Below are 11,676 nucleotides of genomic sequence, written 5' to 3' on the forward strand. Positions count from 1 at the left end.
GAGCGGCCGCCCGGCCTGCTCCGGCGGTGACGTGCGGGCGGACGATACGCTGTGCGGACGGTTTCGTGACCGGCGGCACAGGCCGTCGGTGATCGGCGTCGACCACGACGAGTCGCTTCACGTGCAGGCCCGGCGTCCGGTCGAAAGTCATGAGGGGTAGACGAGGTGACTGTGTGAGCAAGGCAACAGTATTGGGTGCGGGCTCGTGGGGGACGGCACTTGCCAAGGTGATGGCCGAGGCCGGTAACGACGTGACCATGTGGGCCAGGCGCGAAGAAGTAGCTGCCCGGATCGATTCCGATCACGAGAACAGCGACTACCTCCCCGGCGTCGCGCTACCCGAATCGATCAGGGCCACGCATCGGCACGAGGAGGCTCTGGACGGTGCGGACTTCGTGGTGCTCGCCGTGCCGTCGCAGTCGCTCCGGGCGAATCTGGAGCAGTGGAAGGATTCGATCGGACCCGACGCGACTCTGTTGAGTTTGGCCAAGGGCATCGAGACGGGGACGTTGATGCGCATGAGCCAAGTGATCGTCTCGGTCACCGGAGTCGACATCAGCCGTGTGGCCGTACTGTCCGGGCCTAATCTGGCACATGAGATCGCAAGCGGGCAACCGGCCGCGACGGTGATCGCGTGCTCGGATTCCTCGCGTGCATTGGCTCTTCAACATGCCTGTGCGACAGGTTATTTCAGGCCGTACACCAATTCGGACGTCATCGGCTGTGAGATCGGAGGTGCGTGCAAGAACGTCATCGCGCTCGCGTGTGGCATGGCGGCAGGAAGCGGATTCGGCGACAACACGGTGGCCAGCATCATCACCCGTGGACTGGCGGAGACCACACGACTGGGGGTCGCGCTGGGTGGCAACGCCTCCACTCTTGCCGGTCTCGCCGGAGTCGGCGATCTGGTGGCGACGTGCACGTCCGGTCTTTCACGCAATCGCACGTTCGGTGAACGGCTCGGGCGCGGCGGATCGATGGAGTCGGCGCAACAGGCCGCCAACGGCCAGGTGGCCGAAGGCGTGAAGTCGTGCACCTCGGTCCGTGCACTCGCCGAAGGATACGACGTCGAAATGCCGCTCACCGATGCCGTTCATCGGGTCTGTCACGAAGGGTTGGCGGTGAGCGAGGCGATCGGCGGCCTGCTCGGACGACGGATCAAGCCCGAATGAACGAATCGCGCGGCTACGGAGATTCCACTCGAAGTGTCGTGGCGGTCTCGGCCGAGCACGTCCCGGGCGCGCCGATTCAACCGGGCCCGGTCTTCGCAGCTCCCTACCAGTTGTCGAGCGAGGAAGGTTCCGAAACCGACACGTACGCACGAGCGTCCAATCCGGGGTGGCGTGCGCTCGAAGCTGCCCTCGCCGAACTCGAGGGTGCGCGGTACGCGGTGGTCACCGGCTCGGGAATGTCCGCGATCACGTCCACATTGCGCAGTGTCCTCGCCGCGGGGGACACGCTCGTCGTTCCCGCGGACGGCTACTACCAGGTTCGCCTCTACGCGCACGAGCGGTTGTCACCGCTCGGGATCACGGTGCGCGAGACGACCACCCGCGACATGGGTTCGCCCGCATTCGCGGACGCCGTCGAATCGGCAGCGGGCCGCGTCGTGGTGGTCGCCGAGACCCCGTCCAATCCGACCCTCGACGTCGTGGACCTCCGAACTCTCGCGCAGGTGTGTCACCGGGTCGGCGCGATGCTCGTGGTGGACAACACGACCGCAACTCCGTTGGGGCAGCGACCTCTCGAGCTGGGCGCCGACGTCGTCGTGGCCAGTGGCACCAAGACGCTGAGCGGTCACAGCGATCTGCTCATGGGGTATGTCGCCACTGCGAACGAGGAGACTGCCGCGTCGATCGGACGCGAACGTCTGCTCTCCGGTACCGTGCTCGGGCCGTTCGAAACCTGGCTCGCGCACCGCAGCCTCGGTACGGCGGGATTGCGCTTCGGACGCCAGTGCGACAACGCCCAAGCCTTGAGCGAGATGCTCACGGTGCATCCGGCTGTTCGGTCGGTGCGATACCCAGGGCTCGCCGGCGACCCGTCCTTCTTCGTGGCATCCGATCAGATGCGACGGTTCGGGGGCCTGGTGAGTATCGAGTTGGAGTCGGCGGCGCACTTCCACTCCTTGGTCGAGTCGAGTGCACTGGTTTCTGCGGCAACGAGCTTCGGTGGCATTCACACGACCGTGGACCGGCGTGCCAGGTGGGGTGACGACGTCAGTGCAGGTTTCGTTCGAATTTCTTGCGGCATAGAAGATACGGAAGATCTGCTGGCCGATTTCGAACGCGCACTCGATTCTCCGCACCTCGGCCGGTGAAATTCGGCCCGGCCCGATCGCATGCCGAAGTCGAATCGACGGTACCGTTTGACGCGTGAACAACAGGCGTACCCGGGTAGCCGTGATCTTCGGCGGCCGGAGCAACGAGCATTCAGTGTCCTGCGTCTCGGCGGGGAGCGTACTGCGTAACCTCGACCCGGAACTCTACGACGTCGTACCGATCGGGATCACCGTCGACGGTTCGTGGGTCGTCGGTGCCGCCGACCCGAAGGCGCTGAGGATCGACGGACGCGAGCTACCTACCGTCGACAAGGACGCAGCGGCCCTGGTGCTCAGTGTCGATCCGACTCGCGGCGGCGAGGTGATGTCGCTCGACGTCGCGGATGCGGGGAACGTGCTGTCGACGGTCGACGTGGTGTTCCCGGTGCTGCACGGTGCATACGGTGAGGACGGAACCATCCAAGGTCTCCTCGAATTGGCCGGAATCCCTTACGTGGGGCCGGGGGTACTGGCCAGTGCGGCCGGAATGGACAAGGAGTTCACGAAGAAACTTCTTGCCGCCGAGGGCCTTCCGGTGGGGGAGCAGGTCGTTCTACGGCCGGGAGATGCCACCTTGACCGATGCCTGGAAAGAGCAACTGGGTCTGCCGGTGTTCGTCAAGCCGGCTCGCGGAGGTTCGTCGATCGGCATCACCCGCGTGACGGAGTGGGCGGGCCTCGACTCGGCGATCGCTCATGCCCGACTGCACGATCCGAAGGTGATCGTCGAGGGCGCGATCGTAGGACGCGAGGTCGAGTGTGGGGTTCTCGAATTCCCCGACGGTGATGTGCGGGCAAGTGTCGTCGCCGAGATACGCATGCCGGATGCAGACGGTGATTCCGACGCGTTCTACGACTTCGATACCAAGTATCTCGACGATGTCTGCGAATTCGACATTCCGGCGCACCTCGACGAGAACGTCAGCGACGAGATCCGTGCGCTCGCTGTCCGCGCCTTCAAGGCGCTCGACTGCCAAGGGCTCTCGCGGGTCGACTTCTTCGTCACCGACAACGGTCCGGTCATCAACGAGATCAACACCATGCCGGGATTCACGTCGATCTCGATGTACCCGAAGATGTGGAATGCGACGGGAATCGACTATCGCACCCTGATTTCGACGCTGGTGGACACCGCACTGGCGCGCGGGACCGGTCTGCGCTGAGGCCGATGCCCCACGCGGATGTCTTACCGGCACCGAGTCGGTTGGTCGCCGGGTGGTGTCAGTTGCCGGGTCGCCTCAGTTGCCGGGCAGGGGTGCCGGGTCGAGTGGCTGCTGCTCGAGCGTTGCCGAGATGGTATCGGAAATCTCCTGAATCGGAGTCGGTCCGGTGCCGTCGGGGACGGTGATGCCGATGTAGTCGCCGCGGTCGACGGCGAACCAGGTGCTCGCCTTCAGCCCGACGTCGGTTCCGGAGACCTGGAACCACTGAACTCCGTTCACTACCTGGAGGGCGGCGGCCCTGTCGAATTCGACCGGACGGTCAAGTCCGCAGCGCAAGACGATGGGCTCGCTGTCGCTGCGTTGCCATGCCGCAGCACCTGCCGGGGCGGGCTCGACCAGTTCGGCCTTGGTGAAGTCGTCGACGGTGTCCGGAAGTGCGCCGAGCAGAGACGTACAGGACGCCGAGTCTGCGGCCGGGGCGGGCACCGGTCCCAACGCCACCGGTTCGAGTGCCGGATTCCTTCCGGCCACCACTGCGGCGATGCTCACGCCGATGATCAAGGCGACCGGAAGCGCGACGGCAGTGGCGATCAGGGCCGGGCTGCGGCGCTCGGGAACGTCGAGTTGCTCGGAATTTTCGGCTGGGGGCGTGTTTTCAGTCATGCTCGGCTCTTCGTTCGGTTCGTCGGTGTGGTGACGGCGGACGACGCTCTGCGACGGTCGGTAGGATTGCCTACGCACCTGTGAGCTTGTCGAAAGTTCATGACCACAGCTAGAAGGTACCGCAGGCCGTTTTCCGGTGACGTGGGCCGGCAAGGGAGAGAGTCATCTCATCGTTTCGATCGACACCGCCGCACGCCGAGCATCCCGATCGCACGGTTGCGGAGGTAGGGGAGTTCGGCGTGATCGGGCGTTCGCTCGTCGGCAGAATCCAACCGGTCGCTACCGAGTTGGGACCTGGTGACGATGCGGCGATAGTGACCGCAGGCGACGGGCGAGTAGTGATCTCCTCCGACATGTTGGTCGAGGGCCGGCACTTTCGGCTCGACTGGTCTTCGCCGCGGGACATCGGGCGCAAGGCAGTAGCGCAGAACGTCGCCGACATCGTCTCGATGGGCGCACGCCCGACGGCTTTCACCGTGTCCCTGGGGTGCCCGGCGTCTACTCCGGTCTCGGTTCTCGACGGCATTTCCTCCGGAATATGGGATTCGGCAACCGATTTGGGTGCCGGAGTGGTCGGTGGCGATTTGGTGCAGTCCACCGAGATCGTCGTCTCGGTGACCGTGTTGGGTGACCTGGGTGGGCGCAGCGCGGTTGTGCGGTCGGGCGCGCAGGTGGGAGATCAGGTCGCGCTGGCAGGTCGGTTCGGCTTGTCGGCAGCGGGATTGGGACTGCTACTCGCCGAGATCGACGGATTTCCGGAGCTTCTCGCACTTCATCGAGTCCCGAATCCGCCGTATTCCGCAGCGTGGGCGGCATCGGGCGCAGCTCATGCGATGACTGACATTTCGGACGGCGTCATCGCGGACCTCAGACACCTCGCGGACGCGTCGGGAGTGCAGATCGAGATCGCATCCGCGGCAGTGCCGACCTCGGACCAGGTTCACGATGCTGCCGCCGCGCTCGGAGTCGATCCGCTCGAGTTCGTTCTCTCGGGCGGAGAGGATCACGGGTTTGCGGCCACTTTCGCGCCGGACGCCGATGTTCCGGACGGCTGGACCGTGATCGGTGTGGTGCGCGAGGGAACCGGAGTCGTCGTCGACGGCCGGTTGCGAGGATCTGGTGGTGGCTGGCACAGTTTTTCGACTCTCGACCGCCCTTCGGTATAGGTTTTTCCCATGGCTGCAGGTGAACTCGAGAACACAGGACCGCTCACCCGTCGCGACGGTGGCGCAGTACGGGGGCAACGCTGATGGCGCCGTTGACGGAGATCATGGACGCGGGATGGGCGAAGGCCCTGGAACCGGTATCGGATCAGATCACCGAGATGGGAAATTTTCTGCGCGCCGAGATCGCAGCGGGGCGGCAGTATCTACCGGCAGGCGAGAACGTGCTTCGGGCCTTCACGTCACCGTTCGATCGGGTTCGGGTACTCGTCGTGGGTCAGGACCCGTATCCGACGCCCGGTCATGCAGTCGGATTGAGCTTTTCGGTGGCACCCGACGTGCGCCCGGTCCCGCGGAGTCTGGGAAACATCTACAAGGAATATCACGAAGATCTCGGCTTTCCGATTCCGGCCGACGGCGATCTGACGCCGTGGTCAGAGCAGGGTGTGCTGCTGTTGAACCGAGTGCTCACCGTACAGCCCGGTCAGGCGGCATCGCATCGGAAGAAGGGCTGGGAAGTGGTCACCGAGCAGGCGATTCGTGCGCTCGTGGCACGACCGACACCCATGGTTGCCATCTTGTGGGGTCGCGATGCCGGGACACTCCGGCCCATGCTCGGTGACACGCCGATCATCGAATCCGCCCATCCGTCACCGCTTTCCGCGTCGCGCGGCTTTTTCGGTTCACGTCCGTTCAGCCGCACCAATCAGATCTTGACCGATCTCGGCGCCGATCCGATCGACTGGCGACTGGCCTGAGGATCTCGGTGAGCCGGTCTGTGCCCCGCGCAGTCCGGCTCACCGCGTTCTACTGCTGCTTCGCGGCCGACCAGTCGGGCCGACGCTTCTCGACGAACGCGTCGACACCCTCACGCCCGACCGGGCTGTCGGCAGCGACACTGATCGACGCGGCTTCGGCGTCGAGTTGCTCACTCAGCGAATTGGTGCGGGCCCCGCGTAGGAGCGCCTTGATCCCCGCGTGCGAGGAACTTGGACCGTTGGCCAGCGAGCGAGCCAGACGCGCGGCCTCCTCCTGGACCTCGTCGTCACCGACGAGTCTGGCCAGTATGCCCAGCCGCACGGCCTCGTCGCCGCCGATCACGGAATCGTTGAGCAGGATCTCACTGGCCCGCCCGGTGCCGACGATGCGCGGCAACGTCCACGACATTCCGCCGTCCGGGGTGAATCCGATGGAAGGATACGCAGGTCGGAGCTTTGTCCCCGGACCTCCGATGGCGACGTCGGCAAGACAGACCAGGCTCATGCCGGCTCCGGCCGCCCATCCGTGGACTCCGGCGACAACCGGAACGGAAGCGTTGTCGAGGGCGCGAACGAAATCGTGAAACGAACGTGCGACCGCGCCTACCAGCCGGCTACGGTCCGGAGCTGCCGCGAATTCTCGGACATTGCCTCCCGCACAGAAGTTGGAGCCTTCACCGACGAGAAGGACACTGCCGATCTCCGGGCCGGCAGAGGTCAAGGCGGCAACTCCCTGAACGAGGCCTGCGCTGTCGAGTGAGGTGCCGTTTGCCGCAGTCGATATCGTGATGCGAAGCACGCCCTCGTCGACAGCGACCTTGCTGGAATCATCAAAGGAAGTCATTCACCGCACATTACGGGTGCGATGTGACGGCCGGTACCCGGGTGGCAGGTACGCGGTGACGCGGTGGTAGGCCGATCGTCACCCCGGTGCCGGGTCGCCGAAACAGATCTACCCCCGACACCGGAGTGTCGGGGGTAGATCTGTGGTACTTCTGTGGTCGGGAAATCAGCCCCGAGTCACCTTGCCTGCCTTGAGGCAGGAGGTGCACACGTTGACCTTGCGGGTGTTACCCGGCGCAACCTCGGTACGAACAGACTGAATGTTCGGGTTCCAGCGACGATTGGTTCGCCGGTGCGAGTGCGAGACCGACTTACCGAAGCCGGGCCCCTTGGCGCATACGTCGCAGACGGCAGCCATAGTCGCGAACTCCTTGTTAGAAATGAATATTGAAGTGGTTACCCTACACGCGAGGGAAGCCAGAATTACAATCCGAATATACCTGATACCGAATCGGTCTTCGACCGCCCGCCGCACTGCTGAACGAACACTGAAAACGTGCAACATCATCTGCAGCGGCATTTCTCGTGACCCGTTCGAGGCAACCGTGCAAGAGTAACCGCTCACGTGCCGATTGGCCAAACCGTGGCCCGTCGAACCCTCGCGAGCATCACACGCTCCTGCTCCGGGCTACCCTCGACGGCACACCGATCGTGTCCGTCGTCGTGGGGAGTCGTCAGTGGTGCATGCCCAGCGAGGTGTCGTGGCCGACGGGGTGCTGCTCACGAACTGGGCCCGACGTGCCGTCGACCGCCTGGAGTTCCGGCGCGGCGAAATCAACAGTCTCAACGTCTTCCCGATCCCTGATTCGGACACCGGCACCAACCTTCTGTTCACCATGCGGGCAGCGCTCGACGCCGCGGAATCGTTGGACGACGACATGTCGAGCGCCGGACGGGTCGCCAATGCCCTTGCCCGCGGAGCTGTGGCGGGGGCGCGTGGAAACTCCGGAGTGATCCTCTCGCAGGTGATTCGGGGATTCGCGGAGGTCGTCCGCGGTGACGTACTGGACGGGCGGATATTCGCCGACGCCCTCAGCGCCGCCACCGGCTTGGCCACCCGCGCCGTGACCGACCTGGTGGAGGGCACCATCGTCACCGTCCTGCGCTCCTCCGGCGAAGCTGCGCAGTCGTGCGTGAGGACGCAGACGCCCAGTGGCGAAGATCTGGAAGTGGTGGTTCGAGCCGCTGCCGATGCTGCTGCCGTGGCTCTCGACCGCACCCCCGGACAGCTGGAAGTACTGGCCTCGTCGGGTGTGGTCGACGCCGGGGGATTCGGGCTCGTCGTCATCCTCGACGCGTTGGTGGAGGCACTGACGGGCGCATCCGACCCGCGGCCGGGGCTGGGGGTGGTGGCGGGGCCGGGCGTGACGGATTCGAGCACTCGGGTCGTCGCCGGTGGGGGCGCCGAGTGCGGTGATCACTCCGAGCAGGACTTCGAGGTGATGTATCTGGTGGACGGTTCCGACGAAGCGCGGATGGCGTCGCTGCGACATCGCCTGGCCGGACTCGGCGACTCCACCGTCATCGTCGGCGACGGTCACGGCGGTTGGTCGGTCCACGTGCACTGCTGTGATGCCGGTGCCGCCGTCGAGGCCGGGCTGGAGGCGGGCCGGGTTCACGGGATTCGGATCAGCAGTTTTCTGGTCGACGAACGCGACAAACGTGTTGCGCGCGCGGAGAGGCGACTGACAGGCGACCGTGCGCGTGGTGTGTTGGCGATCGTCGCGGGTGACGGGGCAGCGGAGCTGTACGCGAGTGAAGGTGCCATCGTCCTCCGGTGCGACGAGTCGCCGGTCACCCGCGGTCAACTACTCGGCCGGATACGACAGTTGGAACTGAGTGAAGTGCTGGTGCTGCCCAACGGTGCGCTCAGTGCCCAGGAATTGGTCGCCGTCAGCGCAGCGGCCCGCGACGACGTGCATCAGGTACTTCTGTTGTCCACGTCCTCCATGGTGCAAGGCCTGGCCGCTCTCGCGGTGCACGACGGACGGCGCAACGTGGCGGACGACGGCTTCACCATGTCGGAAGCGGCGGCGGGCACGCGGTGGGGCTCGTTGCGGATTGCCGCCGAGCGATCGTTGACGTACGTGGGCACCTGCGATCCGGGCGACGCCATCGGGTTGATGGGTCACGAGGTGGTGGTGATCGGACCCGACGTCGTGGCGACGAGTGCCCGCCTGATCGACCTGGCGCTCGGTTCCGGCGGTGAGTTGGTGACGCTGCTCATGGGGGAGGAGGCCCCGCACGGGCTGTCCGAGAGCATTCGCGGGCATGTCGCCGCCCGTCATCCGGGAGTGGATGTGCTCGTGTACCGAGGCGGGCAGCCGGGCGATCTGTTCCAGTTGGGCGTCGAGTGAGGATGTCGGTGCATCGTGATATTTCAAGTCGGACATGTATCGGCGTCTCGCTTGCCGAGCACACGAGCACTTAGGCGGAGGAACTGATGGCGACGCTCGCCGACCCACTCGAACCATTACTGGGTAAGAAGACGGCGGAAGCGCTCGACGAGGCTTTCGAGATCCGCAACGTCGAGGATCTCCTGCGTCACTACCCGCACCGGTACGCCTCGGCAGGTAAGGAGTTGGCGGAGAAGGAGCCACCGGAAGGCGAGCACATCACGATCATCGCCCGGGTGTCGTCGGCGGCGGTGGTGAAGATGAAGAACCGGCCGGGGCAGATGCTGAAGGTGTCGCTGTCGACCGACACCCAGACCGTCGACGTGACGTTCTTCAGTCCGCACAAGGTGCGGCACGTCATCAAGCCCGGTGTGCGGGCTATGTTCTCCGGGACCGTGAAGTACTTCCGCGGAAAGTGGTCGTTGACGCATCCGAGTTATCTGGTTCTTCCGGAACCCCGTGCCGGGGAAGAGAATACGGTTGTTCCGCTGTCTTCGGTCAAAGGTGCCGGTGATCTTGCCGGTCTTGCACGCGCCAACCAGGATCCCGGCGCGGAGCTCGATCTGTCGGTGTTCGATCGGGCCTTGATCCCGCTCTACCCCGCGACGCGGGACGTGGAGAGCTGGACCATCATGCGTTGTGTTCGGCAGGTACTCGACCAACTCGATCCCGTTCCGGAACCGCTTCCCGACAACACCCGCGCCGAGCACGGCTTCCTCGAACTGGACGAAGCGCTGCGTACCGTCCATCTTCCCGACACCAAGGACGACATCGAGCGGGCTCAGGAGCGACTCCGATTCGACGAGGCACTCTCCTTGCAATTGGTGCTCGCCATGCGGCGACGCGACAACTCGGAACGGGTGGCGCCCGCCTGCGTTCCGGTACGGGGTGGTATCGCGGAGCAATTCGAAGACATGCTGCCCTTCACGCTGACGCAAGGCCAACAGGCCGTCGCGGCGGAGATCTCCGACGATCTCTCTCGTGCCCGTCCGATGAGCCGGCTACTGCAAGGTGAGGTCGGCTCGGGTAAGACGATCGTCGCGTTGCGGGCGATGCTCCAGGTGGTCGACGCCGGTTACCAATGTGCGCTCCTCGCGCCGACCGAAGTCCTCGCCAACCAGCACGCCCGGTCGTTACGCAAGATGATGGGCGAACTCGCCACGGGCGGTGAACTGGGTTCGCCCGAGCACTCCACCAGGATCACCCTGCTGACCGGATCACTACCGGTGGCGGCCAAGCGTGCCGCGCTCCTCGAGGCCGTCACCGGTGACGCCGGCATCGTGATCGGTACCCACGCCCTCATCCAGGACACCGTCGAATTCTTCAACCTCGGCATGGTCGTAGTGGACGAGCAACACCGATTCGGCGTCGAGCAGCGGGATCAGTTGCGATCGCGAGCACGCGAAGGCCTGAGTCCGCATCTGCTGGTCATGACGGCAACCCCGATTCCTCGAACCATCGCGATGACGGTGCTGGGCGACCTCGAAGTGTCGACGCTGCGCGAGTTGCCCCGAGGTCGCACCCCTATCAAGAGCAGTGTCGTGCCCGCGAAGCAGAAACCCCAATGGGTCGATCGGGCCTGGGAACGAATCCGGGAGGACGTTGCGGACGGTCGCCAGGCGTACGTCGTGTGCTCGCGCATCGGCGACGGCGAACAGGCCGGCGGCGAAGACCAGTTCACCGAGGAGAAGCAGCCGGAGACCAAATCTGCTGTCGACGTCTTCGAGGAACTGTCCGCCGGTCCGCTCGCGGATCTGAGTGTCGGACTGTTGCACGGACGCCTGCCGTCGGAGGAGAAGGACCTCGTCATGACGGCCTTCAACGTCGGCGACATCGACGTCCTCGTGTGCACCACCGTCGTGGAAGTCGGGGTGGACGTTCCCAATGCCACCGTGATGGTGATCGTCGACGCCGAGCGCTTCGGTGTCAGTCAGCTCCATCAGCTTCGCGGCCGCGTCGGGCGAGGAAAACATCAGGGTCTGTGCATTCTGGTCACCGGCAGCAATCCCGGCGGTCCGGCGTACGAGCGGTTGTCGGCGGTGGCCGCGACCAACGACGGTTTCGAGCTCGCGCAACTCGACCTCGCCACCCGGCGCGAAGGCGACATTCTCGGTGCGGCGCAGTCCGGCACGACAACCAACCTGAGGCTGCTTTCCCTGATGCTTCATTCGGAGATCCTCGAATCCGCACGGGAGTTCGCGCAGAGCGTCGTCGAGGCGGATCCCTCGTTGGACGAGCACCCCGCATTGGCGTCGATGGTGAGAGCCGCGCTCGACTCGGATCGGATCGAATACCTCGAGAAGTCCTGATCGAGTCCGACCTCGTGGCGAAATCGAATAGTGGAAACCCACCGGCAGGTTTCACGATTCAG

At 65.0% G+C, this 11,676-nt stretch carries 10 protein-coding genes; 7 read left to right on the forward strand and 3 right to left on the reverse strand.

What is annotated here, in order from left to right:
• Positions 1-173: 173 nt before the first annotated feature.
• The 3 genes from ABH922_RS07030 to ABH922_RS07040 are packed head-to-tail and all read left to right on the forward strand — an operon-like array spanning position 174 to position 3,482.
• Positions 174-1,172: an NAD(P)H-dependent glycerol-3-phosphate dehydrogenase gene (locus ABH922_RS07030; RefSeq protein ID WP_424806230.1), complete on the forward strand. Its 999-nt coding sequence runs from the start codon at positions 174-176 to the stop codon at positions 1,170-1,172.
• Positions 1,169-2,320: a cystathionine gamma-lyase gene (locus ABH922_RS07035; protein ID WP_424806231.1), complete on the forward strand. Its 1,152-nt coding sequence runs from the start codon at positions 1,169-1,171 to the stop codon at positions 2,318-2,320. The genes ABH922_RS07030 and ABH922_RS07035 overlap by 4 nt, the downstream gene beginning before the upstream one ends.
• A 55-nt stretch (positions 2,321-2,375) precedes the next feature.
• Entirely contained in the window at positions 2,376-3,482 is a 1,107-nt protein-coding gene (locus tag ABH922_RS07040) for a D-alanine--D-alanine ligase family protein (RefSeq protein ID WP_424806232.1), read from the forward strand.
• Positions 3,483-3,557: 75 nt separating this feature from the next.
• Here ABH922_RS07040 and ABH922_RS07045 read toward each other — a convergent pair whose 3' ends face one another.
• Positions 3,558-4,145 carry a DUF3515 domain-containing protein gene (locus tag ABH922_RS07045; protein ID WP_424806233.1) on the reverse strand — a complete coding sequence of 196 codons (588 nt, stop codon included), beginning with the start codon at positions 4,143-4,145 and terminating at the stop codon, positions 3,558-3,560.
• 164 nt (positions 4,146-4,309) lie between these two features.
• On the opposite strand from ABH922_RS07045, the gene ABH922_RS07050 reads away from it, so the two are divergent.
• Both ABH922_RS07050 and ABH922_RS07055 read left to right on the forward strand, forming a co-directional pair.
• The gene (locus tag ABH922_RS07050) at positions 4,310-5,311 is read left to right on the forward strand and encodes a thiamine-phosphate kinase (protein WP_424809594.1); all 1,002 of its coding nucleotides are present in this window, start codon (positions 4,310-4,312) and stop codon (positions 5,309-5,311) included.
• A gap of 83 nt (positions 5,312-5,394) precedes the next feature.
• Positions 5,395-6,066 carry a uracil-DNA glycosylase gene (locus ABH922_RS07055; protein WP_424806234.1) on the forward strand — a complete coding sequence of 224 codons (672 nt, stop codon included), beginning with the start codon at positions 5,395-5,397 and terminating at the stop codon, positions 6,064-6,066.
• Between the two features lie 49 nt (positions 6,067-6,115).
• Here ABH922_RS07055 and ABH922_RS07060 read toward each other — a convergent pair whose 3' ends face one another.
• Together ABH922_RS07060 and rpmB are read right to left on the reverse strand one after the other, a co-directional pair.
• Positions 6,116-6,910, reverse strand: coding sequence for an enoyl-CoA hydratase/isomerase family protein (locus tag ABH922_RS07060; RefSeq protein ID WP_424806235.1), 795 nt, complete (start codon positions 6,908-6,910; stop codon positions 6,116-6,118).
• A gap of 165 nt (positions 6,911-7,075) precedes the next feature.
• Entirely contained in the window at positions 7,076-7,267 is a 192-nt protein-coding gene (rpmB, locus tag ABH922_RS07065) for a 50S ribosomal protein L28 (protein ID WP_424806236.1), read from the reverse strand.
• A gap of 319 nt (positions 7,268-7,586) precedes the next feature.
• On the opposite strand from rpmB, the gene ABH922_RS07070 reads away from it, so the two are divergent.
• Both ABH922_RS07070 and recG read left to right on the forward strand, forming a co-directional pair.
• Positions 7,587-9,266: a DAK2 domain-containing protein gene (locus ABH922_RS07070; RefSeq protein ID WP_424806237.1), complete on the forward strand. Its 1,680-nt coding sequence runs from the start codon at positions 7,587-7,589 to the stop codon at positions 9,264-9,266.
• Between the two features lie 86 nt (positions 9,267-9,352).
• On the forward strand, positions 9,353-11,614 hold the full coding sequence (gene recG, locus ABH922_RS07075; RefSeq protein ID WP_424806238.1) for an ATP-dependent DNA helicase RecG: 2,262 nt from the start codon (positions 9,353-9,355) through the stop codon (positions 11,612-11,614).
• The last annotated feature ends 62 nt before the right edge of the window (positions 11,615-11,676 follow it).

The sequence above is a fragment of the Rhodococcus sp. 27YEA15 genome (assembly GCF_049739425.1).
Classification (GTDB): Bacteria; Actinomycetota; Actinomycetes; order Mycobacteriales; family Mycobacteriaceae; genus Rhodococcus_F.

Excerpts from the sequence above, each read along its gene's own strand:
- ABH922_RS07035 (WP_424806231.1), top strand. The coding sequence starts at position 1,169 with ATGAACGAATCGCGCGGCTACGGAGATTCCACTCGAAGTGTCGTGGCG.
- ABH922_RS07045 (WP_424806233.1), bottom strand. The coding sequence starts at position 4,145 with ATGACTGAAAACACGCCCCCAGCCGAAAATTCCGAGCAACTCGACGTT.
- ABH922_RS07055 (WP_424806234.1), top strand. The coding sequence starts at position 5,395 with ATGGCGCCGTTGACGGAGATCATGGACGCGGGATGGGCGAAGGCCCTG.
- ABH922_RS07060 (WP_424806235.1), bottom strand. The coding sequence starts at position 6,910 with ATGACTTCCTTTGATGATTCCAGCAAGGTCGCTGTCGACGAGGGCGTG.
- rpmB (WP_424806236.1), bottom strand. The coding sequence starts at position 7,267 with ATGGCTGCCGTCTGCGACGTATGCGCCAAGGGGCCCGGCTTCGGTAAG.
- recG (WP_424806238.1), top strand. The coding sequence starts at position 9,353 with ATGGCGACGCTCGCCGACCCACTCGAACCATTACTGGGTAAGAAGACG.